This is a genomic window from Candidatus Syntrophosphaera sp. (assembly GCA_019429425.1).
Classification (GTDB): Bacteria; Cloacimonadota; Cloacimonadia; order Cloacimonadales; family Cloacimonadaceae; genus Syntrophosphaera.
In genome coordinates, this window is sequence record JAHYIU010000009.1 from 1 (window position 1) to 26315 (window position 26315).

Consider the following 26315-nt stretch of genomic DNA (forward strand, 5'->3'; position numbering starts at 1 on the left):
AAAAAGAGGAGGCCGGAACAGCCGAGGATTCTCTCACCGCGGTGCTTTTCGGCACTCTTTTGCACGATCTGGGTATGTCCGTGACCCGCCATTCCCACGAGATCATCTCCATCCAACTTGCCTCGCCATTCATCGACAAAGTGTTGGACGCCATCCTTCCACTAGATGAGTACATGACTAAAACCGCCATCCGCTCCATCGCCATCGAAGGCATTTTCGGGCACATGGCCAACACCCGGATCAACTCTCTGGAAGCGGGTTTGGTGCTCATCGGCGACGGCAGCGACATGGAAAAAGGCCGCGCCCGCATTCCCACCATTCTTTCCAACGAGCCTCGCATCGGGGATATCCACCGCACCTCAGCCGGCGCCATCCAAAAGGTCCGCATCGAAAAGGGCACGGAAAAACCGATCGCCATCACGGTGGAGATGAGCGCCTCAGTCGGCTTTTTCCAGGTTGAGGAGGTCTTTTTCCCCAAGATCCACATCAGCCCCGTGAAGCCCTACATCGAGCTTTACGCCGGAGTTGCCGACCGCGAGATGCTCAGATACCTCTAAAGACCAGAAGACGCCATGACTGAAATCCAAACCCGGCAAAGAGTTACAAGCCTGGCCCTGGTATTGCTGATGTTGCTTGCGATGGGTTTCCTATCCGCGTTGGATCCCCAATGGGAGTGGGCGGTGAGTGCTGGAGGCAGCCAGTTTGAAACCGGTATGTCGCTGGCCCGGGACAGCAGCGGAAACATCTATGTGACGGGGATCTTCTTCGGCACTGCTGTATTTGGAGGAACCACGCTGGTTGGCGTGCAGGCCTGGGATGTATTTGTGGCCAAACTCGATCCTGAAGGCAACTGGCTTTGGGCTACAAAAGCTGCCGGCCCGGGCAACGATTTTGCCTACGGGATCGCTCTGGACGCGGAAGATAACGTCTATATCACCGGCTCATTCGAACAAACCTTAACTTTCGGAAACTTAACCTATACCAGCGCTGGCAGTTCCGACATCTTCGCGGCCAGGCTGGATTCCAGCGGTAACTGGTTTTGGGTCCGTCAGGTGGGGGGCACCGGCGCGGACGTCGGACATGCCATAGCCGCGGATACGAACGGCGGTCTGTATCTGACCGGGTATTTTTGTTCGACCGTCAATTTTGGTCCCCATGTCCTCAGTTCCCTGGGCAATATCGATATCTTCGCGGCCAAACTGGACAGCCAGGGAACCTGGCCTTGGGCGGCTAGCGCAGGCGGAATGAATGATGAAATGGGCTATTCAATAGCGGTAGACGGTTCGGGAAACGTCTGTCTGGCAGGTTTTTTTCGTGACACCGCCACTTTCGGGACCATGGTTCTCAGCAGTTCGGAAGGTGCTTCCGCCTTCGCCGCGAAGCTGGGGCCCGCGGGAAACTGGCTCTGGGCGACGCAGGCAGACGGACAGGGCCAGTCGGAAGCTTATGGCATCGCAGCGGATAATGCGGGAAATCTCTATCTGAGCGGATACTTCGGCGGGACCATCTCCTTTGGCCAGATAAACCAGCGGTCCCGAGGTGGGAACGACATTTTCGTCGCCAAGCTCGATCCGGACGGAAACTGGATCTGGGCGATTCGCGCCGGCGGAAACGATCTGGATGAGGGATTTTCCCTGGCGATCGGGGATCAGGTCTTTCTGGCCGGCGTTTTCTCCGGCGACGCGGATTTTGGGCCTCACGGACTGGTCAGCAACGGCGGCAGAGATGTTTTTGCCGCCTGTTTGGATCTTCAGGGGAACTGGCTTTGGGTGCTGACAGCGGGCGGAACTGAATCTGAATATGGCCGCGGCATCCTGCTCGACCCTGCGGGGTATCTGTGTCTGACGGGCAGCTTCATCGGGACTGTTTCCTTCGGGCAAACAGTGCTGGAAAGCGTCTTGAACGATTACGGTTATCCCACCAGGGACGTTTTTGTGGCCAAGATCGACACTGGAGAAACCGGCATCAGCGATCCCTCCATGCCCGAAGTTGGGGATTTCCGGCTATTCGGCCCGCGTCCCAATCCTTTCAATTTTCTGACCACTATAAACTGCAGCCTGGAGCGCGGCGCGGAACTGGAATTGGGGATCTACAACCTGAAGGGCCAGCTGGTGAAAACAATCGCCCGGAGAAGTTTCGGTCCCGGAACCCACAGCCTTGCCTGGGATGGTTGTGACGCACGCGGAAAGCTTTGTCCCAATGGAATTTACCTGGCCCGTCTGAAGGCTGACGGACACCAGGCTGGCGTCAGGAAAATAACTCTGCTCAGGCCACCCTGAATTTGGCTTTCCTGAAATTGGTTGACACAATAACAGGAGAGAAATATGCAACGCCATATCTACAATGGAGTTAGTTACAGTCATAAGTACTATGATTATGTGGTCATGCAAGTTGTGCGAGAAGGGCACAGCGCCACCAAGGTGAGTTATGAAGAAGGTATTAATGATGTTACGATGGTTCGGGCTTGGGTGAGGGAGTATATGGAAAAGCGTGGATTGAAAAGGGCACCGAGACGTTTGAAGCGACGTGTGGGGGCTCCCAGGGTAAACATTCCTGAATGCGTTGACCTCGAGTTTCGCCGCTTGGAGGAGACAGTGTATTATCTTGAGACCTTGCTTGAGAATGCCTACCTGGTCATGGATAGTGAGCAAAAAAAAAGTCTGTTGCGACAGCTGTCACCCAAACTCAGGCAGAATTTAAAGGACAAGGGAAAGCTGTGAACATGAGCCTGATCAGCGAAAGCCTTGGCATGAGCCGTCAGAACCTCTACAAGACCTATCTGCATCGTGATCTGAGCAAGGAGAACACAGAACAGCAATACAAGCAGGCCATAGAAGATAAGCTATTGGAAAAGTCAGGCCTGTCTGGCAGCCAGGTCCGTAGAGAGCTTTCCGATGAAGGGGTCCATATTCCCCGGGACCGGTTCTATCGCCTGGTGAACAGGAACAGGTATACCCTAAACTCCAGTAGCCGGGCCTGGAAGACCAAGCCATACAAATCTCAGGCAGCGTCAAATCTGATCAAGAACAGGACATTCAGGCGAGTGTTTGAAGTACTGTTTGCCGACTATACCGAGATCAAAACTGACGAAGGCCCCTTGCAATTGCTGCTTATGGAAGATCTTGTCAGCCGATATGTCACTTCATATCAGATCTGCGATACCTGCAAAGCCTGGCCAGTGGTAGAGGCGCTGGAAGAAAGCATGGCTTTGAAAGCGCGGCTCAGACTCAAATATCAGACCATTCTGCACACGGACCGGGGTTCAGAGTTCGTAAACCATGCAGTAAAAAACACTGTCCTGGAATATGGGATCCAACTGAGCAACACAGGAAACAACCACTGCTATGACAATGCCTACATTGAAAGTTTGAATAAAACACTCAAGTATACTATGGGCCTCCGGATCAGATATAAAACGAAAGAGGAAGCGAAAGCAGAAATCAGGGAGATAATCAACCAGTATAATACAGCGCACAAACACAGTAGCCTGGGGAAGCGGATACCTTATTGTGTGTTAACACGTTACACAGCGAAAAAAAGCAGAAACCCAGAGGTAAAACCGGGTTCTTGCCACCCGGCCGGCCGGGTGGCAAGAACCTATGCCAAGTCATTGGCAGTCAAGATAAAGAAGAATAACCTTGACAAGAACAAAACAACTCAAAAATGAGAGGTGTCAACTCAAATCAGGAAACTCCTGAATTTGGCTTTGGCCCCCCTGATCAATACGGTGTCAATACGGACTCATTACGGACTTTGTCCGTATTGAGTCCGTATTAACACCGTATTGATAAAGAGGGCGAGGAGTGATTTTATGAAGCGGGGAAAAGTGGAGAAGGTTAAGATAACATAGATTCCATGTTGATTTGGTAGTGATATAGAGAGGAAAAAGAATTCCTTCCCGGGGCCTGGGATTCCAAATTGGGTCAAAAATATGCCCGTCTAACTTTGACAGGTGAAGCAGTAAGCGTTTTTATACTGGCCTGGCCTGGCTTACGGTCAGTCGTAAACGGCGGCGGAAAACTGGCGGCGCAAGGTTTTGCCGCCGGAAGTGGGGCACGATTCCCAAAGGATGAAATACAGTCCCCGGCTTGCGAAGTGGCCTTCGGTGTCCCTGCCGTCCCAAGAAAGGGAACCTTCGGAAGGGATTAGCAGGCCGTCGGCCAGGATCCGCACGCGGTGCCCGGCGCGGTCGAAGATCCGGCAGTTCACGCGGCTTTGTTCGTTCTCGAGCTGGTAAAACAGGCTGACGCTTTCCCCGGCTTTGGCATTGAAGGGGCTTCCCACCAGATTGAAAGTGCCGGAGAAATCTGGCACGGGGGCGGATTGGCTGTTCGCGCGGCCGGGTGTGGCTCCGGAGGGATCAAGGCTGTAGCGCCAGAAAACCTCATCGACAGAATTGACCTGCCTTTCGAGGGATATGTTCCGCTGAGTGGAAACCCCGCTGTAGCTCATCTGGTCGATGCAGGCATCCTCCGAATCATAGATCCAGAGAGAATCGCCATCGTTATTGAGGGGCGCCCAGCCGCTGACCTCGATCGCCGCGGAGGCAGGGCAGTCCGGATAGCCAGCGAGCAACTGCGCGGCTGAGGAACAGAGCACGAAAAAACCTCCGGAGGCAGGCAGGGAAAAGCTGAACTGGTTGTTGGCCGCGTCCCGGATGCGATAATCCGAGCGGCCTTCAGAATCGGCCACCCAAAGTTCGATCCATTCTTGGTTGCCGGTGGCTGGATCGTACATGATCTCGTTGAAGACAGGGTTGGCCAGGTTTTCCCCCAGCAGAGCCAGAGAAAGGTGGTTGTTGACTGGATTGGGATCGTCAGGCAGGTCCAGGATGGCCTCCACAAGGTGGTTTTGGCCATCCGTAACCGGAATTTGTTCGACATAGCGAAGCGAATCCCCGCAGGTGAGAGCGATAACCTCCTGCTCAGATATCTGCAGCCCATCCAAGAGGAACCTCAGTCCGGCCAGAACAGGCGGTCCAGTCCAATCCAGGTTTTTGACCCAAACGCCGAACTGCCAGGAACTTCCATCCTGCCAGGCCTGGGCATCTTGCAAAGCGTAATCCGCGCGGGTTCTATTGGGCAGGCCAGGCGTGGGATCAGGCTCGGCAATGAAATCCGCTTCGCAGTCATCCGTGTCCAAACCGTCCCAGCGGCGAGCCAAACTCCATCCCTCCGCAACGTCTGGAGCAAACGAGGTTCCCGCCATTCCTGTGTCGTCCGGCAGGCCGTTGGTGTTGGGTGAATCGTAGAGCACTGTGTCCGTGTACAGCCCATCCGGGCTGACATAGCGGATGCCGTCGGTCTCCGCGCCCCCGTTCTGAAAGGCCAGGGGGGTGATGAAGATGGCGTTGGCGACCTGTGCTTCGCCGATCAGGATATAGCGGCCCGGGCGCAGGATGAAATGGGGGATCTCGAAGACAAGGCTGAAACTGCTGCCACCGCGCAGGATCAGGGCTCCCTCCAGGTTTTCGTCGGCGCTGCCGGCATTGAAGAGTTCGATCCATTCGTGGCCTGTGTCGGCGCCTCTGGGATCGTAGCAGACCTCGTTGATGACCACATTGGCGGCGCACAGGACGGGAAATCCGGACAAGATGGACAAAGCCAGGGCCCAAAAACAGGTCCGCCAGCCGCCAGCCTTCATCAGATCAGCCTCCCAGCATTAATGCAGGTCCAAAAGGACGGGATCGATGTTCCAGATATCGGCCGCGTATTCGCGGATGGCGCGGTCGGCGGAGAATTTGCCCATCCTGGCTATGTTGATCACGGCCTTGCGGGCCCAGGCCTGGGGATCGCGATAGAGTTCATCGACCTGGCGCGAGGCATCCACATAGGATCGGAAATCGGCCAAAATGCAGTAGGGGTCGCCGTCATCCAGGAGCGACCTGACGATCGGGGCGAAGATATCCAATTCCCGGGGCGAGAACAGGTTGGAGGAGATGGCGTCGATGGCGGCGCGCAGCTCGGGATCGGAATTGTAGAATTCGCGGGGGTTGTAGCCCTCCTGTTTGAGAGCGCTGACCTGGGTGGCATCGAGGCCGAAGATGAACATGTTCTCGGCCCCGATCTCCTCGGCCATTTCGACGTTGGCGCCATCCATGGTGCCGAGGGTGAGGGCTCCATTGAGGGCCAGCTTCATGTTTCCGGTGCCACTGGCCTCAAAGCCGGCGGTGGAGATCTGCTGGGAAAGATCGGCTGCGGGGATGATTTTGGTGGCCAATGAGACAGAGTAGTTGGGCAGGAAAACCACCTTGAGGCGGTCGGCCACGGCCGGATCGCGGTTGACCACCACACCGAGGTTGTTGATGAGCTTGATGAGGCGTTTGGCCAGAAAATAGCCAGGGGCGGCCTTGCCGGCAAAGATGACGGTGCGGGGAACGTGGTCTGCGGAAGGATCCGCCTTGATGCTCTGATAGCGGGCAATGGTGGCCAAAACGTTGAGGAGCTGGCGTTTGTATTCGTGGAGGCGCTTGATCTGGACGTCGAAAATGCTGTCCGCTTTGGTGCGGATCCCGGTTTCGCGGAAGATGTGTTTGCTCAGGGCGCGTTTGTTGATCTGCTTGATCTCCAAAAAGGTCTCGAGGAATTCCGGGTCGTCGCAGTAGTTCTCGATCCCGCTGATATATTCCAGGTTGGCCACCCAGCTTTCGCCGATGTGCTCCGTGATCAGGCTGGCGAGCTGGGGATTGCAAGCCCGCAGCCAGAGGCGGGGGGTGATGCCGTTGGTCTTGTTCTGAAAATGGTCGGGATACATCTGGGCGAAATCCGGGAAGATGCGTTCCTTGATTATCTGGGTGTGGAGTTCGGCCACCCCGTTCACGGCGTGGGAGCCATGCAGGCAGAGCTGGGCCATGCGCAGCTTCTTTTCCGGGCCTTCCTCGATCACGCTGAGGTTGCTGAGCTTGACGATGTTGCTGGGGTAGAGGCGGTTGACTTCGGCCAAGACGTGGTTGTTGATCTGATAGATCAGCATCAGGTGGCGGGGCAGCAATTCCTCGAAGAGCTTGACGCTCCATTTTTCCAGGGCTTCGGGGAGGATGGTATGGTTGGTATAGCTGAAACAGTGTTTGGTGATATCCCAGGCCTCGTCGAAAGAGAGGTTTTCCTCGTCAATGAGGATGCGCAGCATTTCCGGGATGGCCAGAGCGGGATGGGTGTCGTTGAGTTGGATGGCGATCTTGGCTGGGAGTTCGCTGAAGCTGTCGTGGTCCTGCTTCCAGGCGCGAAAGATGTCCTGGAGGGTGGCGCTGACGAAGAAATATTCCTGGCGGAGGCGGAGCATCTTGCCCAAGTGCATGTTGTCGTTGGGATAGAGGACCTTGGAGATGTTTTCGCTGATGTTCTTCTTTTCGACGGCGCGGACGTAATCGCCACTGTTGAAATAATCAAAATCAAACTCATCCGTGGCGGTGGCTTGCCAGAGGCGGAGGTTGTTCACATTGTCAACCTTATAGCCGGGGATGGGGATGTCCCAGGCGACCGCGTTCACATCGGTGGTGTCCACCCAGCGGTGGAGGGTCCGCCCGTCCGGCAGTTCCTCGCTGATGACCTTTCCGCCGAAGCGCACGCGATAGCTGATCTCTGGACGCTGGATTTCCCAGGGGCAGCCCTTTTTCAGCCAGTGGTCGGGTTCTTCGACCTGGTAGCCTTGGACGATGCCCTGCTTGAAGATGCCAAATTCGTAACGGATGCCATAACCATAGGCCGGATAGGCCTGAGTGGCCAGGGAATCCAGAAAACAAGCCGCCAGGCGTCCCAAACCGCCATTGCCCAGCCCCATGTCGGGTTCCAGTTCGGCGATGTCCTCCAAGGAATAACCCAGCTCCTTCAGCAGGTCAAAGCTGTTGTCATATTCGCCCAGGTTGATCAGGGTGTTGCCCAAAAGCCGGCCGATCAGGAATTCCATGGACAGGTAAAAGACCTTCTTCACATCCTGCTTGCGGTATTCATACTGGGTGCGCAGCCATCTCTGGATGAGTCGGTCGCGCAGGCTGAGGCTGAGGGCATAGTAGACGTCCCAGGGTTGCACGTTGGTGGTGTCTTTGACCAGGGAATATTCCAGATGCCTCAGAAACAGCGACCTCAGGTCGTCGCTGCATTGTTCCGCCTTGTCGGAGAAGAAGATGGAATGGAAATCGTTTTTGGGTATGAAACCTTCTTTCATCAGGTCCTCAATTCGTCTTTTACAATGCCCTAACAAACATCAGAGAGCCGTTTTGCTGTCAAGGGGAAATGTTCTTTGCGGAACGGTCCGGGCCCAACATACCAAAAATGGGCGGGACAGTCAAGTCCCGCCCGTACATTTGGTTTACCGTGTGTAAACTTACTTGATGACGATGATCTTTTGGGAGGCGTTGAGGGCTGGCGCGCTGATCCGGGCGAAATAAACGCCGTTGGATACTTTGCGTCCCTGCTGGTCGTTTCCGTCCCAGTTGATGCTTTGCGTTCCGCTCAGCATCTGGTCCTGGACCAGAGTGCGGATGGCCTGTCCCCTGGCGTTGTAGATGCGCACTGTGGCGCTGGCCGGGGCTTTCAGCTCAAAGCTGATCGTGGTGCCTTTGACGGTGGGATTGGGGCTGGCCTTCACATTCACCTGGGGCTCCAGGATGGTGAAGAAACCGTCGCTGACGTCCATTCCCGCTTCGGGGCGGACAACCTGGATCTTGTAGCTTTCGCCGGGCTGGACCGCAGGCGGGATCAGCCACTCATAGGATCCGGTGTTGGGGGCTTCGGCGTTGATCAGGAACCGGTGCTGGTGCTGGTTGCCGCCGCGGATCAGGAAGATCTTCACCGTGTCGATGTATTCCAGGTCGGTCCAGGTGATCGTGTAGGTGCTTCCCTTTTCCCAGATTTCGCCGCCATTGGGAGCTGTGACCGTGATCACGGAAGGATCTGGGGGCAGCGGGTCGCCAATGATGGAGAAAGGAGCGTCGCTGAGGTCAGAGGCGATCACATCGGGGCAGACGCCCATGTAGATATGGACCCGGTAGCGGTCCGAGGGGCGCACTGTGGCAGGCACGGTCCAGGTAAAGGATCCGTCGGTCACGGGGATATCCTCGGCTATCAGAAACATTCCCGGGCCATGCTGGCGTCCGCCGATCAGGGCCAGAGTCACGTTTCCGGTCAAGTCCTCGGAGGTCCAGGTTATGGCATAGGTGAGGCCGGCTTCCCAGATCTCTCCACCATTGGGGGCTGTGAGTTCAAGAGCCCCAACTGGCGGCGGTGGAGGCGGCGGAGGTGGTGGCGTGTCGCCTGTGATGGTGAAAGGAGCGTCGCTGACATCGGAGATGAGATGGTTGTTGTCAGTGGGATGGGTGATGCGCACGCGATAGTAAGTTCCTGGAATGACGGTGGCCGGTATGGTCCAGCCGTAAATGCCGGCGTCCACAGGGATGTCTTCGGCGATCAGCATGTGCGCGGGATGGGCATTTCCGCCCACCAGCATCAGGTTGACGTTTCCGGTCAGGTTCGTGTGGGTCCAGGTGATGTCATAGGTCGAGCCGGTTGCCCAGACTTCTCCGCCATTCGGAGAAGTGAGGGTAAGCGGCTGGGTTTGCGCAGGCAACAGATAAACCAGCGCCAGCAGCAGCAGTAACAGGTAAGATCTTTTCATGTTTACCTCATTTCCATTTTTTCCTGCTATCTTGGTCAGTTTTCAGGGACCTTGACTTTAGGTGTCCCATCTCAGAGCAGGTATTGTTCCAAATCCGATTTATTTTCACTTTTTCTGCCTTCAGGGCGGAAATTTCATCACTGTAAGTATTAACCGGCTATTGCCGAGGCTATCAAACACTGGGATGTAAAAAACCCCCAGAGTTTCACTCTCACAACACTTTAAGTTACTTTACAATAGTTTGATGCTATAATGAGGCGAATCTTGTTTCGTGTCAAGCTATTTATTGTGGCCCTATTCCAACCTAAAGAGGGCCTGACTTGATGGGGTGGTACATCTGTTTGCTACAGCAGTCAAAGACCGCTTCTGAAGGAAGCCTCGCTGCCCCCACAAACCGATCTTGGCTTCCGCTGCCTGTTCAATCCGGATTTGCCTAGCCCGACAACCAGTAGATCTGAAGGACAGTTCCAACATTACCACTGGAAAAATCCACTCTGGCTCCCCTTATCAATACGGTGTCAATACGGACTCATTACGGACAAAGTCCGTAGTGAGTCCGTAATGATAGCGTAATGATCACGAGAGCGACAAGGTGAACATATTGGTGGTTGTCAATTAAAAAAAGCATTGATGAACACTGGTCATTCAGCAGATAGAAGGAGCAGATCAGAAGTCAAACAGGGCTATATTCCCAAGTGAGCCGAATTTCATTCGCAGCTTAGACGGGTGATAAATTCCGCTTTGCCTCAGTGTGTAAAAACCTCTTCTGACGACAGCCTTGATGCCTCTGCCGAAAGGATTTAGGCAGTCCGATACATCATACTTGCAGGATTTGGAGAGACCATCGACCACTCGCTTGGTAAAAGAGCCTTTTTAGCGCCATTCCATCGGGTAAACAGGTCATGATCTCAATACGGGAGAGACCTGCTCAGAAACCCTGTTCCAGCAGATTCATATGGTATTCGTGCTCCTCCAGGGGCAGGACCTCGCAGGCGATATCTTTGGTCTGGAGGCGGTTGCGGAGGTATTCCAGAACGGGGTACTCGGTGTAGAAATGGCCGGCGTCGATGATGGGAATGCGGGAATCGAGCAGGTTATGATAGCCGATGTCTCCAGTGATAACGAGGTTGGCTTTCTGCCCGGCGCTCTTCAGGATGGAGGCTCCCGCCCCGCCGCAGACGGCGATTCTTTCCACTTTGGTTTGGGGGCTCAGGCCGGCTGTCCAAAGCCGGGGACGCCGGCATTTCAGGCGTTCTGAGACCAGGCGGGCTATTTCCGTCAAGCTCAGATCCGGAGAGAATTTGCCCACCAAACCCAATCCGTAGGCAGGATTGGGAGTGGCCACGGGGAAAAAATAGACTAGAGGAGTCTCATAGGGATGGCTGTTTTTTATGACATCAAGGACCTTGGTTAGGGAAGCTTCGTCAACCATGAACTCCAGTTCCTCCTCCGCGACTTTGGTCAGTCCCAGCGCGTCCGGCTGCTCAAGATAAGGCTTCGCGCCTGGTTGGGGCTTGAAAGTGCCTGTGATTCCATGCCGCGTGGAACAAGAGGAATAGTTGCCGATCTTTCCTGCCCCGGCCTGGAAGGCGGCCGTGGACACGGCATTCAAGTGATCCGCCGGCACTGTGACGCAGAGATGATACCACTTTCCGCCCTGTTCAGCAGTCAGATGGTCAATGATCTGAAGTCCCAGAGCCTCGGCCAGGGCATTGTTCACCCCTCCCGGAGCCACATCCAGATTGGTATGCAGGCTGATCACGCTAATCTTGTTTTCGATCAATTGGAGCAGCAAGGGATCGGTGATCCTGTTCAGAGGCCTGAAGATCAGCGGATGATGGGAAAGGATCAGGTCCGCACCAATCTGCAGGGCCTTGCTGACAGCGTTGGGAGTCACGTCCAGGCTGATCAGGACCTTGTTCACAGGACGCTTCGGATCGCCCACCAGCAGGCCCACATTGTCCCAATCCAGGGCCAGGGTGAGAGGGGCAAACTCCTCAATGTATGCCATTAATTCAGAGATCAGCATATGTCACCTCACTGTGGATGCTCGCGTATTTTCTGATGAATCCAATCCGCCGGATATCCAACTGATCCGTCAAGCTAAATCTTGCCGCGCGTAGCTCAGGAAAGCTGTGCCTCAGTCCGAAAACTGCAGGCTGAGCCCGCCATAGAAAGAGATCCCGGGCTGGGGCACGTAAGCATAGACCTCGTAGCTCGCGTTGAGGAGGTTGCGCATGCTGAAGTGGGGAGTGATCTTCCAGTCCATTACGGAAAGGGGGAAGGAGAAGCCCAGATCCAGCAAAGAGTAGGAAGGAAGGGGGTCCGCGAGGTTGTCCGGGGTGGTGAATTGCTCTCCGGTGAAGGCGTAGCGGCTCCAGAAATTGAAGTTGGCCCAGTTCAGTTCCAGGCGTAGGGAATAGTTCAGCTCTGGGGTGTACATCAGGCGTGGAGCGGAGTCCGCGGGCAGGGAACTGAGATCCAGGGCCTGGGTATAAAGCGCTGAGGAGGAAAAAGAAAGCCATTCCCATGGGGTCAGCCCGGCCTCCACTTCGAGGTTGCGGATACGCGCTCTACCTATGTTGAGAGGTTTCCAGACATTTCCGAACATCTGGATCTGGCGCCATTGGATGAGGTTGTCAATATCGTTGTGGTGGTACGAGGTCCTGAGGCTAAAGGCGCCGAGTCTGTTTTCCAGCCAAAGCTGCCAGCCCCGAGAGGTTTCGCTGGCCAGGTCCGGATTGCCCAAGGCCTGGGAATCGCCCTTCCAATAGAGGTCATAAGGCGAAGGGAGGGAAAATGAGGTACCCAGGGTCGCACCGAGGATGGTTTCCACAAAGCCGATATGGCGCAAACCGCTTTCCAGGCGCCAGCTGAGATTATCCTCGAGATCCGCATGGTCATGGCGCAGGGCTGCGGAATTGGTCCAGATGAGATCGCCCAGATCGAGCACCAGGCTGTTTTTCAGGCTGGCATTGGCGAAACGGGAGTAGTGGTCCAGGTCCTTGTCCGGCATCAAAAGGTCGAGGTTTTGGTAGTGCTCAGTGCCTGCTTCGGCTGCAAGTCCGGAATTCCATTTAAGACTCTTAAAAAGATGCGTTTCGCGCCCCAAACTGAGGCGCAATCCGAGGTTGGCCAGTTTCTGCCGATATTTGGAAACAAAAACCGGAAGCGGGGCACGGGTGTTGTCATATAAGGTTCCGTCAAGATTCAGCCAGAGGAGCAGCCTGGTCTCCAATCCCCCAAATGGCGCGTCCAGGGCCAGCCGGTTGCGGTTGGCGAAACCTTCCAGCCAGGCGTTTAGATAGACGTCAGCAAAATTGACCGTTCCCGGCAATTGCCTGTGGAAAGAGCTAAGATCAGACTGGAGGGAGAACCTCAGTTCGTCAAAACGCCTGGAATAGCTGGCGGAAAGGGAGTTCTGGCGTTTGGCGTTGTTTGCCCTGACGGCGAGGCTGTCGGCGGTCCACCATTCCCGGACCCGATAGGGGAAGTCGTTGTCCGTATTCAGGTTGCTGGCACTAAAGCGCAGGTTCCAGTCTGACTGCGCCGTTTCAAAGGAAAAGCTGTTTTTGGCATAGCCAAAAGAACCGAGTTCCGTGCCCAGCAAAAACCTCTCCCCGCTTCGGGTTGAGCCCTGTTTGGAGGTGATCTGCACGATCCCGCCGATGGCCGAGGCGCCTCCGTAAACCGAGGCGTTGTTCCTGATCAGTTCGATGCTGGCGATGTTGTCCGCCTCGAGCAGTGAGAGGTCGAAACTCCCGCCATCCGGGTTGAGCGGAATCCCGTCCAGCACGATCAGGCTGTGGCGGGCCAGGTTTCCCAGGATGGAGACGCTTTGGCTTTCGCCTTTGAGCAGAACGTCGTTGCTGTGTATGGAGGGTGCCGAGGAAAGGATCTCTCCGGCGGAGTAATAATGGCGGTCTGGATCGATGGGCAGGCTGATCCTGTCTGGGGCGGCGGAAAAGAGGTCCAGAGCCGTTTCGGAAACGATGACCTTGGGCAGGACGATCGGCTCCGCCTTCAGGACAATGGGTTTGATCATATTGGAAAAAGCGACGCGGCGGGGCAGGTATCCGAGCCTTTGTACAATAAGGGAATCAGCGCTGGTATAAAAGTAAAAAGTGCCGTCATTGGCGCTGAAAACCTGGTTCTGGCCGTCCGAGACAACCGCTCCCGGGACCGGGTTTCCGGCCTCGTCGATGATCTTACCCAGCCGGGTGGTCGTTCCCCAGCCTGAAATCCAGATGGCGGCCAGGACAAGAAAGACCGGCAGCACCTTGATCATATTCTGCCCGGATAGAGCAGGTTGGGCTTGCCGCTGGCTGGATTGAGCATGGTTTGCAGGCTCACGCCGAAAAGGGAACTGAGCAGATCCGGGCGCATCATTTCCTCCGGCGATCCGCTGCCCAGGATCCGGCCCTTGGCCAGAAACACCATTTTGTCGGCAAAATTGGCGCCCAGATTGAGGTTGTGGGAGATCAGCAGAATGCCTTTTTGGCTCCCGGAGCTGATCCTGCCTAAGATTTCCATGATCTCCACCTGGTGGTTGATATCCAGTTGGGAAAGAGTTTCGTCCAGAAAGATATACCTGGTATCCTGGGCCAAAGCGCGGGCGATCAGGACCCGCTGTTTCTCTCCGCCGCTGAGTTGGGAATAGAACCTTTGGGCAAGGCTTGCCAACTCAAGCTGCTCCAAAACCCCGTCCACGGCATCGAAATCCTCCTGCAGCCAGCTCTGCATCAGGCCCAGATAGGGATAGCGCCCCATCAGGACAATGTCTCGCACCGTGTAATCGAACTGGAACACGCTTTCCTGCGGTACAAAGGCAATCAGGCGCGCCAGCTCCGGCCTTTTATAGCTGCCCAGGGGCCTGTCGTAAAGCCGGATCTCGCCCGCACGCCCTTTGAGGAAGCCCAGCAGCGCGTAGACCAAGGTGGATTTGCCCGCTCCGTTGGGACCCACCAGGACGGTGAATTCCGCCCCGGGCAGGGTCAAATCCAACTCCCGCAGGACCAAATCCGCGTCATAGGCACAGGAAAGTTTGCTTACTTGTATCATCATACACCTTAGGCATATTTTCTGGCGGGGCATATTTCTGTCAACACCGGTCTGAGCAGGGGCAGATTTTTCTTGCGCAGAAAGCATAGTAAATTACTATATGATTAGAGAAACATTAAGAGGAAACAAAATGGCAGTAAACACACGCACCGAATATGCCTTGCGTGCCTTGCTGGAGATACATGCCAGCGAGGCAGGCAGCATTTCCGCGCATATGATCTGCAAATTGCAGAGTTTGCCCAAGAAATACGTGGAGCATCTGCTCAGTTCGCTGAAGAACGCCGGCCTGATCAGCAGCAGCGCGGGTTCCAAGGGCGGCTACATTCTGGCCCGACCGGCGGAAAAGATCAGCCTCTACGACATCATGGAGGCCGTGGACGACCATGCCATGGAACTGAATTGCGGCATGGACAAGCAGTATTGCCTGGGCACCAAATGCGTCCTCAAGCCTGTGTTCAGGGACCTGGCAGAAAAACAGCGCAAGCTATTCCGGACCTACACTCTGGACAAGATCGGCAAAATTCCCGCCAAGGAGAAGAAATGAGCCAGCGCCAGATCTATATGGACAATTGTATCACGACCCCTCTGGACCCTGCTGTCCTGGAAGCAATGCTGCCCTATTTCAGCGAGCGATTCTGGTTTCCCGGAACCTTCATCAGTACCGGGGAAGCTGCCAACAATGCCCTGGCGGGATTTCGGGCCACTCTGGCCAAGACTCTGAACGCCTCGGCGGACGAGATCCATTTCACGTCCGGCGGCACCCTGGCCAACAACATTGCCATCAAAGGCTTGCTGGGAGCGAATTCCGGACAGGGCAAGCACATCATCGTCTCCGTTGTCGATTATCCGGACCTGCTCACCAACGCGGCCTACTTTCAAAACCGCGGCTTTGAGGTAAGCTATCTGGAGCCCGATCCCGAAGGTTTTGTGAGCGCGGCCCGGCTCAAAGAGGCGGTCCGGGAAGACACAATCCTCTTTATGACCACGATCGTGAACCATGTGGTGGGAACGATCCAGCCGCTGGATGAATACCGCCGGGTGCTGGAATCCGCCGGCCATAAGATCTTCTGGCACGCCGATGCCGGGCAGGCCTATGGCAAAATGCCTTTGGACGTAAAAGAGCTCGGGATCGACAACCTGAGCGTTTCAGCCCACAAAATCCACGGCCCCCAGGGCGTAGGTGCCCTCTACGTGAAAAAAGGCACCAAACTGGCCCAGGTCGTCCATGGGATAAACCGCGTTGATCCTTTACAGACCGGCGGCATCAGCATGGCCCTGATTGCCGGCTTCGCCAAAGCGGCGGAGATCACTTTCCAGGATCTGAATGCCACGACCCGCCAGCTCCGGGAACTTTCAGACCACCTTCTGAATAGGCTGGAAGAGGGCATTCCCGAGATCGAACTGAACGGGCCGCGGGGCGAAAAACGGGCTCCGCACAACATCAACGTTTCCATCGCCTACATCGAGGGCGAGGCCATCACCATGATGCTGGACCTGCAGGGGATCACGGTTGCCACCGGTTCCGCCTGCGCCTCGCAGGGCCTCAAGCCCAACTATGTGCTGATGGCCATGGGCAAAAACCACGTGCAATCGCATGGCTCGATGAAGTTTACCCTCTCCCGCTACAACACCCGGGAGGACATCGACCTCGCGGTGGAAAAACTGGCGGAGATCACTGCTTCCCTGCGCGCGCGCAGCCCCCTTTACCAAGCAACCCACAAAACGGAGAAATAAATGCAATATTCACAGAAGGTCCTGGACCACTTCATGCACCCCCACAACGTCGGCCAGTTGGAAAACCCTGATGCCAGCGCCACCGAAGGCAGCCCGGCCTGCGGCGACCAGGTTTCGGTCTTTCTCAAGGTCAACCCAGAATCCCAGGTCATCGAGGACATCAGCTTCCTTTCCTACGGCTGCGCCTCAAACATCGCCACAGCCTCGATAATCACCGATCTGGCCAAGGGCAAGACCCTCGAAGAGGCGAAAAAGCTCACCTGGCGCGACGCCATGGAAGCCCTGGATGGCCTTCCACCCGTGAAAGTACACTGCTCCGTGCTTGCGGCGGACACTTTGCAAACCGCCATCTCCAACTACGAGATCGCCCACGGGCTCAAGGAAGTGCCCAATTTCAGCAAGGAAACCATCCTGGAAGAGCTCAAGAAGATCATCTATCCCCAGGTGGGCGAGGACATCGTGGCCCTCAAGATGGTGAAATACGTCGGCTTCACGGATGGCGAGGTGCTGATCGACCTGAACATGATGAGCTTTGACCAGTGGCGGGAAAACGTGGCCGAGGAGATCCGCGAGCATCTGGAGAAATATCCTGAGGTCAAGAACATCCAGATCAATTTTCCCTGATCCATTCCTCTGGCGCAGTCTTTTTGCTTGACACGAAGCCAGAGACAATAAATTATGACAAGAAACCGAGTAAGGAGAGAAACAATGAAGAAATTTTTCAGCATAGCCATCCTGCTTCTGGCGGTCCTCGGACTGATGGCCCAATCGCCCAAGCAAGAAGCCCTGCAGAGCTTGGACAACGCCAAAGCCATGCTCAATCAGGACAACCTGGTCAAAGCCCAGGATGAGATCAATTTCGCGCTGGCCAAGATCAGCGAGATCCTGGCCGAACAACTGGAAAAATACATCCCCGACGCCCCGGCCGGCTTCACACAGAACAGCAAGGAATCCCAATCTATGGGACAGGCCGGAGCGATTGTTGGCAGCGCCAATTCCATCATCGCCAATGCCAGTTACAGCAAAGATGACATGGACATCGACCTCAGCATCACGGTCGGAGGTGTTTTGGGCCAGACCGGCGGACTGATGGGCATGGCAAAAATGTTTGGCGGCATGGGCGGATCTGGTAAAACCATCCGCGTTGGCGGCTACACCGGCAATCAGGATTACGACAAAGGCAACAAATCCGGCACCCTGACCATCCAGGTGGGAAACAATATCACCGTCATGGTCGAAGGCGACGATATCGAAGATCCGGAGATCCTGAAAACCTTTGCCGAATTGATAGACCTGGCCAAGCTGGAAAAGTCTTTCTAAAAGCCGGAGTCTGGCGGAGCCAGAACAATCCGGACCAAAACCACAAACGTTTCTAAAGGGGAGTTTGCCTCCCCTTTTTGCTTTTTGACATATTCAGAGAGCCGCAAAGCTACTGAGCGCTTTTTGTACCTGACTTGGAGAACCAACATGAAGGAAATGAACATCAAACTGAGGCCGGAAACTCCGGCAGACTTCAGACGGGTGGAAGAGATCACCCACTCGATTTGAAAGAGAGCCTTTTGTATCAGTCAGCGATTTTCTGGAGTCCATGCTCGTTCCTCGCTCGACTCCAGGATGAAGCTTGGACTTCGAACTCAAAACTCCAAACCCCAAAAAACCCTTCAAAACCACTCGTTCCCAAACACATTAACCATATGCGTATTTGCTTATTTAGCAATATCTTATCACAACATATCGCCTTTCTCCACCCATCTGGCTCCCCTTATCAATACGGTGTCAATACGGACTCATTACGGACAAAGTCCGTAATGAGTCCGTATTGATAGCGTATTGATAAGGAGGGCGAGGGCTGGGTCACTCTTCCTTAATAAGCAAAACGCAGAAGCAATCGAGGCCAAGCCATGTTTTTCATGATATGCTGCTTCCCAGCCAGCCGATAAGCTGGCTCGGTGTGACAACAATCCATCCTTCTGTCCTGGACTTATGCCAAGAGTAAGGAAAGGACTCAGTTCTGTACAGTTCAGTTCACTCCGCGGGAGGGAACCACTTGTCCTTTATCTTTTGCAGGGAACCGTCCTGCTGGAGCTGGGCGAAAGCTTCCTGCCATTTTGCCACTACGGCGGGATCTGTGGCTTTGGAGATGGTGATGTAGTATTCGGTGCTCATCACGTCAAAAATGGGTTTCAGGGCATCGGGATCTATACCCGCGGACTTGGCCAGGAGGGGATAAGTGACATTCGTGAACACAGAGAGGTCGGCTTTCTTTTCGAGCAGCATCGTGATGTTTTGCTGGGGTGTGTCGGTGCTCACCAGATTGGTGAATCCTTGTTCCAGCAAATACTGCTCGGTGAACCACTTCTTGGTTGTGGCAATGATCTTCACCTCCTTGGCAGCTTCCAGATTGGGCAGTTGCAGGTCGCTTTCGGCCAGGGCATAGAAGCTTGCGGTGTGGGCGCCCAGGGGGCCAATGAAATGGAATTTGTCAGCCCGCTCGGGTGTTTTTTCCATGGTGAACAGCACCACATTGGGCTCATTGAGCGCTCTCTCGTACGCATCGTCCCATTCCAGCAATTGAGGCACAAAATTGGTTTTCAGGATCTCTTGGATCGCTCCCACCACCTCGGCCCCGTAACCGGTGACCATATCGTTTTCCATAAAGCTGAGGGGAGGATAATCTTCGGTGAGGATGGTCAGGGGAGTTTCCTTGCGGCTGCAGGCCAGGCCAAACAGCGCGAGTGCCACGACCAGCACAAAGCATAACTTTTTCATTGCTCACTCCTTGTAAGTTTTCGTTACTAATTTGGTGGTACGCTGGCTTGTCAAGAAATATTTCATCATTTCCGGAAAAACATCAGAGCTTGGTGCTTTCTTGATGCCTACAAAAGAACAATTGTCCCGGTTTCAATCCTTGTTCATCTGCAACGCGCCGGCGAAGCAAAGCTTGGTGCAGAGCGAGCAGCCGACGCATTTGTCCTTGTCGATCACGGGATAAAGTTCCTCATCCAAAGTGATGGCCAGATAGGGGCAGCGGGTGCAGTTTCCGCAATGGACGCAGAGTTCGCGGGTGAGATTGCTGGATTTTGTTTTGGGGGGCAGGTCCATGAATTCGGTGATCGGATGGGGCTGGGCGATCCCGATGAGTTCCTTTACTGATCTGAGTTTTCTGGCCTCCAGAAGATGCGACAGGCCCAGCTTGAGTTCGTCGATGATGCCATAGCCATATTTTTCCGCGATGGTGCAGAATTGGACCGTGGAAGCGCCCAGGGCCAGGAAATTGGCCGCGTCCAGATAGTTCATGGCGCCGCCGTTTCCGGAGACCGTCACGCCCATTCCGCACACCCGGGCGAGGCTCAGATAGCTGATGGGAAGGACACCTTCGCCGCTCATGCCCACGATCACGCCCTCGTCCCATTTGGCGCCTTCCTTATCCCTGAAACCCAGGCAGGGAAAGGTGTTGGCCAGGGTGATGCCTGCTTTCTTATCTGGATACTTGTCCAGAACCTCTTTAGCCGCCGTGATGATGGGATAAATCGCAGTCACGGCGCCGGTCAGCTTGAATAGTTTGGGGATCTCCGGAGCGCTGGTTTCCATCACCCAAGCGATGATCTTGGCCGTCAGGGCTGGATCCTGGGCCACAATGTCGCCATGGGTGCCGTCTCCGCCCTGGGGACAGGACAGGCTGTATTCGATGCCCATGGCGCCTGCTTTTTCCAACTTCCGGGTGTTGGCTTGCCAGACGGCTTTGTCCGCTTCGTCGTCTCCGGTGACGGGCCCGCCGGTCGAGGCCATGGTCAGTTTATCCGGAAATTCCTGGATCAGCCGGGGTATTTCTTCGCAAACGCGGTCCAGGGGATGGTCCGAAACGTTGTCGCAATTGGCGAAGGTTTTGCCGCCCCAAACCCACATGTATTCGCCCGGGATGTGGATCTCCAGGCCGTCGAAGGCGGTTTTCATGATCCCGCCTGCCCAGCCGGCTTCGTAGGCCAGTTTCATCTGCTCATAGCCGTCCGTTGGCGGCGCGGCGGAAAGCAGGAAGGGTGAATCGATGCGGCGGGCGAAGAAATCGGCCTCCAAGGGCACGGGATGCTTGTTCCAGCCGAAAACTGGCAGGCAGCTTTTAACTGGTTTGGGTGGAGTCTCAAAAGCCGTGCCGCGCAAGTCTGAATCGACTTTCAGGGCTGTGTTTTTGCCGGAAGCAACAGCTTCCACGACCGTGGTGGGGCCGTTGGCCATATCCCCGCAGTGATAGATGTTTTGGCCTGTTTCCTTGAAGGCGGGGCGGTTTCCCACGGAGATCACCACCATGTCAAAAGGCCGGTAAAGTTCTGTAGAGCCTGGCTCATCCTGGATCCTGGAGGGATGGAAGGCTTCGCCGGGTGGCAGTTCGACACGTTTGGTTTTGATCCCGATTGTGTGGCCGGCCTCGTTGACGACCTCCGCGATGCGGGTGCGGGGGCTGAACGCGACGCCAGCTTCGACCAGTCCTTGCTTTTCGTCTTCCGTGAGGGGCATTTCGTGCCAGGCTTCCAGGGTGATCATTTCAGCGTGCGCGGCGCCGCGCAGTTTGGCCGTGAGGGCCTGGTCGGCTGCGATGGCGCCACCAACGAGAGCAATCCGTTTTCCTTCAAAGAGATAGCAGCCTGGGTTTTTCAGGATGTCCATGCCGTAGAGGGCGGTCTCGTCGCCGGGAATGTTCAAGCGGATGGGATCATTCAGACCTCCGGCCAGGATCACGGCGTCATATCCACTGCTTAGGAGTTCGGCCGCGCTGTTCACTTTTTCCTTGATATGACTGATCTTGAAAACCTCGGTCAGATAGAGCAGGTCGGACAAGAGCACGCCTCTGTCCAAGCGTTCGGAAGGGATCAGATTGACCTGGCCGCCCAAGGGCTCGGGATCGATGATATCGACCTCATAGCCAAGCTGGATAAGGCTTACGGCCGCTCCGACGCCTGCCGGCCCGCCACCCGCGATGGCGACCTTTCTGCCGTTTTGGGCCACCGGGGCAAATTCCGGCACCTGGCCAAGTTCGCGGGCCTTGCGCACGATCGCGGCCTGCACTTCCGGGATGCGGATGGGAGTGTCGAAAGTCTCTCTGGAACAGGCCTGAACGCAGTGGTAATCCGGGCAAACACTGCCGCAGATCCCTCCCAAAGGATTGCTGGACAGGATGATACCCGCCGCGCGCTTAAAATCGGAAGGGCGTCCCTGAGCCGCAGCCATGATGAAATCCGCGGGCGAGCAATCGCAGGGGCAGGCTGTCTTGCAGGGTTTCTCGGCGCAGAATTCGCAGCGCGCGATCTCGCTCAGCAACTGGGCATCGGTCAGGATCATATCCGTTCTCCTTGTCTGGCAAAAAGTTAGGCAATGCCATCCTTTTCCCCAAAATACCCGTATCCGTCAATGAAAAACTTGGCGCTCCACCTGGGGACAGGATAGCAAGCCTGCGCGGATAAATTGCTTTGACAAAAACCCCCCGCCAAAATAGCTTGCGCGAAAGAAAAGGATAAATGGAGACTCGCATGAACACTGATGTAGTCCAGTATTTCCTCGAACTGCTCGCCATAGACAGCGAATCCAGGGACGAGCGGGCCATGGTCGACCGCCTGATAGCGGACCTGAAAGCCCTCGGAGCCGTGGTCGAAGAGGATGACTGCCACAAAACAAGCGGCGGCAACGCGGGCAATATCCACGCCTTGTTTCCAGGCCGCAAGGACAAAAAGCCGGTCCTCTTCTGCGCCCACGCGGATACTGTCAAACCGGGCAAAGGGATCAAGGCTTCCATCACAGAGGGGCGCATCCACACGGACGGGAAGACCGTTCTGGGCGGAGACGACAAATCCGGTATCGCGGAGATCATCCTGGGCATCAAGGCTTTTCTGGACGAGGGGATGGACCACGCCCCGATCGAAGTTTTGATCACCGTTTCAGAGGAGATCGGGCTGCTGGGTGCCAAGCATTTTGACAAAAGCAAGCTCCAGGCCGCCTTCGGATATGCCCTGGATGCCCATCGGGTCGGCGATCTGGTGGTTGGCGCGCCAGCCCAGAACTCGATCAGGATTACGGTCACCGGCAAGGAGGCGCACGCCGGAGTCGAGCCGGAGAAAGGCATCAACGCCATCCGGATCGCCAGCGAGGCCATATCCGCAATGCCCTTGGGCCGCATCGACCATGAAACGACCTGCAACATCGGCATCATCAGCGGCGGGACGGCCACCAACATCGTTCCCAACAGCGTTGTGGTCCAAGGTGAAGCCCGCAGCCACAATCCGGTCAAACTGGACCAGGTGACTCAGGATATCCGCCATGCCGTGGAAAGCACGGTCAATCGGCACAAATACGATTTTGGCAGCGCCGCCTTTGTCTGGGATGCGCATACTGAATACCAATCCTTCCGCATTCAGGAAGGAGAGCCGGTCGTGCAGGTAGCCCTGGACGCCCTGAAAAGCCTGGGCATCAGGGAGAAAGTGACCGTGGGCGGAGGCGGCAGCGATGCCAACATAATCAACGCGGCCGGTCTTCCCATGATCATCTGCGGCACCGGGATGAACAAGGTGCACACCGTGGAAGAGGACATCGAGGTCGAAGAACTGAGGCGCGGAGCGGCTTTCATCGCCGCCCTGATCAGCGTCTACTCCGCTTTGTGAGGTAAAAGTATGTTACAGATAACTTTACTCGGCTATGGTAAGATGGGCCGGATGATCCACAGCCTGGCCGAAGCGCACGGCTGCCAGGTGCTTTCCATCATCGATCCCACGCAGGAAGGCTGCGAGAAGGAGATTACAGCTTCCAATCTGGCTGAGGTCTGCCTCGATTTCAGCCATCCGGATGCCGTCATGGACAACATCCGCAAGGTCGCCTCAGCCGGGAAAAACCTGGTTGTTGGCACCACCGGCTGGAACAAATATCTCTCCGAGGTTCAGGAACTGGTGGAACGGAACAGGATCGGCATGCTCTGGGGCGCGAATTTTTCCATCGGCATGAATCTTTTCACCCGCATAGTCCATTTCGCTACCTCGGTCTGCGACAAGTTTCCCGATTACGATGTCTGCGGCTGGGAAATGCATCACAACCAGAAGGCCGACAGCCCTTCCGGGACGGCGATCCAACTGGCCAACGCGATCATCGCGGAAAGCAGCAGAAAGGAAACCGCGGTCTTTGACAAGCTCGAAAGGCGCATCCAGCGCGACGAGCTGCATTTCGCCAGCCTGCGCGGGGGAGCGGTGCCAGGCACCCACAACGTGATCTTCGACAGCAACACCGACAGCCTCGAACTCACCCATAGAGTGCGTTCCCGGGCCTGTTTTGCCGTTGGGGCGCTGCAGGCTGCGCAATGGATATCCATACGCAAGGGCCTGCACAGCTTCAACCAGATGATGGAAGACCTGCTATGCTGATCCCCTTCCGCAAGATGCAAGCCCAAGGCAACGATTTTATCATCCTGCTGCTGACCGGGCAGAAAGAAAGCCGGCTTTCTCTGGAAGCACTGGCCATGGACATTTGTGACCGCAGGAAAGGAGCCGGGGCCGACGGTTTGGTCTTATTGCTGGACGATCCGGAAGCAGATGCCCGGATGACAATCTTCAACAGCGACGGAAGCCGGGCCGAGATGTGCGGTTCAGCCCTGCGCTGCTGTTCCAGGCTGGTTTACGAAATCACGGGCAGGACAGAGCTTAGCATCGCCACGGACGACGGGATCAAAACTGCAAGCATCGCAAACGATTGCGTCGAAGTGAACATGGGTAAACCGGACCTGTTCTACGCGGACAAACGCGTCGCAGAGGTGCGGGGCAGCTTGGTGGGGGTCGGCAACCTGCATTTTGTCTCCTTCTGGGAGAACCTGGTTGACCAGGAATACAAGTACGGACCGGTTTTGGAACGGCATCCGGACTTTCCCGGCGAAGTCAATTCCCAGTTTGTTCGCGTTATCGGGCGCGGTGAGATCGAGCTTAGGATCTGGGAGAGGGGCTGTGGCACCACCCAGGCTTGTGGCACCGGCGCGGTGGCCAGTGTGTTCTGTGGTATCGGCAAAGACTTGCTGGACAACGAGGTAAAGGTAAACATGCCCGGCGGAAATGTTTGCGTGAGATACCAGGACAACGGGGAATTTATCCTGGCGGGAAGCGTGGAGCACGTATATAGCGGAGTCTACAGATGGAAAATTTAGGCGCGCAGCTGCGTAAATTGCGTGAGGACAAGGGCCTGAGCTACGCGAAGGTGCAGGAGGACCTGCTGTTGCGGGAGCTTCAGATCCGCCTGATGGAGGACAACCGCTTTTCCGAACTGGGGCCTTCCGGCCTGGCGCGGGCGATGGTCCACAAATACGCGGCCTATCTGGAAGCGGACCTGAATGAGGTGATGGCGGAGCTGAAGGTGATGCTGCCCGAGCGGATCAACAAGGAATTCAAGCCCAAGAAGGTGGTCAAGGAAAAGAAGATCCTGCTTTCACCCAACTTCCTTTGGCTGATCGGGATCATCCTCTTCGTGGTGGTTTTGGGGACCATCCTCTGGCACGCCTATACCCGGGGTTGGCTGGAAACGCCTGATATTTTCAAGTCTTCAGCCGCGGACACGACCGTCGTTGTAAGCAAGGAACACCAGGAGCCAAAGCCTGATCCGATGCGGGACCGGCAAAAGCAAATTTCCGAAGCGCTGGGCAGGCAAAGCTCCGCGCCGGTTTCCAACGCAATCCGGGAGACCATAGCTGTCCAGGACAGTACCGATCATCTGGGGCAGATATTGGGACCTTCCCAAGTGAACGTGCCCCTGAATTGACCTTAGGGGCGTTAATCCTCTTCCAGAGAGCGTTCACAGTTTTCGCTTGACAATGGGCAGATTTTAAACATAATATCTTAAAACCAAAAATTCAAACTAATCTGGAGGAAATAATGCCAGCATATTCAATTAACGAGATCATTGAAATGGCCGTGCAGATTGAGCGCAACGGCTATGCCTATTACCATGAAGCCACCAAGAGGGCGGACCTCGATCCCGCCAGCCGCGATTTGATGATAAACTTGCGCGACGCCGAACTGAATCACGAAAAGACCTTTCTGAGCCTGAGGGACGACGCGGACATGCAGAATCTCGAGCTTTCCCAAGATTGGGAGATGGTGGCCGCATATCTGAAGACGATCGTGGACAGCCGGATCTTCAACGACGAGGATTCCGCCATCCGCAAGGCCACCGAGGCCAAGGACATTTTCGGCCTTTTGGACATGGCCATCAGCTTCGAAAAGGACACACTGCTCTATTTCCACGCCATCAGCGACAGCATCAATAATCCCCGGGCCTTGCTAGTCCTGAGGCGCATCATCAATGAGGAAGTGTCCCACGTCCTGAAACTCAACGATTACAAGAAGAGCATTTCCTAAGCCCGAAATGCCCGCGCGTAAATCCAAAGGCAGGGCCAGGAGGATATTCTACCTTCCCCTGATCCTGCTTTTGGCGCTTCTGATCCTGGTCTACAACCCCGTCTCGGTGCGGCTGATGACGGTCGGAGTGGCGGTCTGGTACGGACTCGATCCCGGCATTTTCTACCGTCTGATCAATGCCGAAAGCCGTTTCCGCAGCTTTGCCGTTTCCCCTTCTGCCGCGATCGGGCTCGGCCAGGTGAAGGAATCCACCGCGCAATACATCCACGTGAAACACAGGCGGGGCATGCTCTTCGTGCCTTTCTACAATCTGCGGATGTCCGCCCGTTATCTGCGCTATCTGCAAAAGCAATTCTCGGACAACTGGAGCCTGGTCCTGGCAGCCTACAATTGGGGCGAAAACAACGTCGCCAGGGCCATGCGCGGCATCGAGATCGATCCGGAAGCGGATTACCGCGAGCGCTTTTCCGACGTTCCGGAAACCTACCATTTCATCAATAAAATCCTGCCTGCCGCAAAAAAGGCTTGACGGGA

The 26315-nt window shown here is 55.6% G+C and carries 22 protein-coding genes; 14 read left to right on the forward strand and 8 right to left on the reverse strand.

Annotation, left to right across the window (positions count from 1 at the left end):
• From K0B87_01870 to K0B87_01885, 4 genes are all read left to right on the forward strand, one after another.
• The coding region (locus K0B87_01870) for a phosphohydrolase (GenBank protein ID MBW6513483.1) at positions 1-557 on the forward strand (557 nt) is incomplete at its 5' end.
• 15 nt (positions 558-572) lie between these two features.
• Positions 573-2279 carry an SBBP repeat-containing protein gene (locus K0B87_01875; protein MBW6513484.1) on the forward strand — a complete coding sequence of 569 codons (1707 nt, stop codon included), beginning with the start codon at positions 573-575 and terminating at the stop codon, positions 2277-2279.
• Positions 2280-2324: 45 nt separating this feature from the next.
• Positions 2325-2720 carry a hypothetical protein gene (locus K0B87_01880; GenBank protein MBW6513485.1) on the forward strand — a complete coding sequence of 132 codons (396 nt, stop codon included), beginning with the start codon at positions 2325-2327 and terminating at the stop codon, positions 2718-2720.
• Between the two features lie 2 nt (positions 2721-2722).
• Complete coding sequence (locus tag K0B87_01885) at positions 2723-3667, forward strand: IS3 family transposase (protein MBW6513486.1); 945 nt, start codon at positions 2723-2725, stop codon at positions 3665-3667.
• Between the two features lie 329 nt (positions 3668-3996).
• Here K0B87_01885 and K0B87_01890 read toward each other — a convergent pair whose 3' ends face one another.
• The 6 genes from K0B87_01890 to K0B87_01915 all read right to left on the reverse strand — a co-directional run bounded on the left by K0B87_01890 (position 3997) and on the right by K0B87_01915 (position 14673).
• Complete coding sequence (locus tag K0B87_01890; protein ID MBW6513487.1) at positions 3997-5643, reverse strand: lamin tail domain-containing protein; 1647 nt, start codon at positions 5641-5643, stop codon at positions 3997-3999.
• An 18-nt stretch (positions 5644-5661) separates the two neighbouring features.
• Entirely contained in the window at positions 5662-8163 is a 2502-nt protein-coding gene (locus tag K0B87_01895) for a glycogen/starch/alpha-glucan phosphorylase (GenBank protein ID MBW6513488.1), read from the reverse strand.
• A 159-nt stretch (positions 8164-8322) separates the two neighbouring features.
• Complete coding sequence (locus K0B87_01900; GenBank protein MBW6513489.1) at positions 8323-9612, reverse strand: T9SS type A sorting domain-containing protein; 1290 nt, start codon at positions 9610-9612, stop codon at positions 8323-8325.
• Between the two features lie 928 nt (positions 9613-10540).
• Complete coding sequence (locus K0B87_01905; protein ID MBW6513490.1) at positions 10541-11641, reverse strand: Nif3-like dinuclear metal center hexameric protein; 1101 nt, start codon at positions 11639-11641, stop codon at positions 10541-10543.
• 111 nt (positions 11642-11752) lie between these two features.
• Complete coding sequence (locus K0B87_01910; protein MBW6513491.1) at positions 11753-13900, reverse strand: TonB-dependent receptor; 2148 nt, start codon at positions 13898-13900, stop codon at positions 11753-11755.
• Entirely contained in the window at positions 13897-14673 is a 777-nt protein-coding gene (locus K0B87_01915) for an ABC transporter ATP-binding protein (GenBank protein ID MBW6513492.1), read from the reverse strand. Before K0B87_01915 ends, K0B87_01910 begins: the two co-directional genes overlap by 4 nt.
• A 130-nt stretch (positions 14674-14803) precedes the next feature.
• Here K0B87_01915 and K0B87_01920 point away from each other — a divergent pair, with 130 nt between their 5' ends.
• The 4 genes from K0B87_01920 (at position 14804) to K0B87_01935 (ending at position 17727) form a co-directional block, all read left to right on the forward strand.
• Positions 14804-15217: an Rrf2 family transcriptional regulator gene (locus tag K0B87_01920; GenBank protein ID MBW6513493.1), complete on the forward strand. Its 414-nt coding sequence runs from the start codon at positions 14804-14806 to the stop codon at positions 15215-15217.
• A complete protein-coding gene (locus K0B87_01925; protein MBW6513494.1) occupies positions 15214-16407 on the forward strand; it encodes a cysteine desulfurase in 1194 nt (397 codons plus the stop codon). The genes K0B87_01920 and K0B87_01925 overlap by 4 nt, the downstream gene beginning before the upstream one ends.
• The gene (locus tag K0B87_01930; GenBank protein ID MBW6513495.1) at positions 16408-17031 is read left to right on the forward strand and encodes an iron-sulfur cluster assembly scaffold protein; all 624 of its coding nucleotides are present in this window, start codon (positions 16408-16410) and stop codon (positions 17029-17031) included.
• Between the two features lie 84 nt (positions 17032-17115).
• Positions 17116-17727 carry a hypothetical protein gene (locus K0B87_01935; protein MBW6513496.1) on the forward strand — a complete coding sequence of 204 codons (612 nt, stop codon included), beginning with the start codon at positions 17116-17118 and terminating at the stop codon, positions 17725-17727.
• Between the two features lie 705 nt (positions 17728-18432).
• On the opposite strand, the gene K0B87_01940 is transcribed toward K0B87_01935, so the two are convergent.
• A complete protein-coding gene (locus tag K0B87_01940) occupies positions 18433-19176 on the reverse strand; it encodes a transporter substrate-binding domain-containing protein (protein MBW6513497.1) in 744 nt (247 codons plus the stop codon).
• Positions 19177-19308: 132 nt separating this feature from the next.
• The gene (locus K0B87_01945; protein ID MBW6513498.1) at positions 19309-21741 is read right to left on the reverse strand and encodes an FAD-dependent oxidoreductase; all 2433 of its coding nucleotides are present in this window, start codon (positions 21739-21741) and stop codon (positions 19309-19311) included.
• Between the two features lie 188 nt (positions 21742-21929).
• Here K0B87_01945 and K0B87_01950 point away from each other — a divergent pair, with 188 nt between their 5' ends.
• The 6 genes from K0B87_01950 to K0B87_01975 all read left to right on the forward strand — a co-directional run bounded on the left by K0B87_01950 (position 21930) and on the right by K0B87_01975 (position 26310).
• The gene (locus tag K0B87_01950) at positions 21930-23054 is read left to right on the forward strand and encodes a M20/M25/M40 family metallo-hydrolase (GenBank protein MBW6513499.1); all 1125 of its coding nucleotides are present in this window, start codon (positions 21930-21932) and stop codon (positions 23052-23054) included.
• 9 nt (positions 23055-23063) lie between these two features.
• Positions 23064-23804 carry a 4-hydroxy-tetrahydrodipicolinate reductase gene (gene dapB / locus K0B87_01955; GenBank protein ID MBW6513500.1) on the forward strand — a complete coding sequence of 247 codons (741 nt, stop codon included), beginning with the start codon at positions 23064-23066 and terminating at the stop codon, positions 23802-23804.
• Positions 23798-24574 (forward strand): diaminopimelate epimerase, encoded by a 777-nt coding sequence (dapF, locus tag K0B87_01960; protein ID MBW6513501.1) that lies wholly within the window; start codon positions 23798-23800, stop codon positions 24572-24574. Before dapB ends, dapF begins: the two co-directional genes overlap by 7 nt.
• Complete coding sequence (locus K0B87_01965) at positions 24562-25182, forward strand: helix-turn-helix domain-containing protein (GenBank protein MBW6513502.1); 621 nt, start codon at positions 24562-24564, stop codon at positions 25180-25182. The genes dapF and K0B87_01965 overlap by 13 nt, the downstream gene beginning before the upstream one ends.
• 113 nt (positions 25183-25295) lie before the next feature.
• The gene (locus K0B87_01970) at positions 25296-25781 is read left to right on the forward strand and encodes a ferritin family protein (protein MBW6513503.1); all 486 of its coding nucleotides are present in this window, start codon (positions 25296-25298) and stop codon (positions 25779-25781) included.
• Between the two features lie 7 nt (positions 25782-25788).
• Positions 25789-26310 carry a transglycosylase SLT domain-containing protein gene (locus K0B87_01975; GenBank protein ID MBW6513504.1) on the forward strand — a complete coding sequence of 174 codons (522 nt, stop codon included), beginning with the start codon at positions 25789-25791 and terminating at the stop codon, positions 26308-26310.
• Positions 26311-26315: the final 5 nt, after the last annotated feature.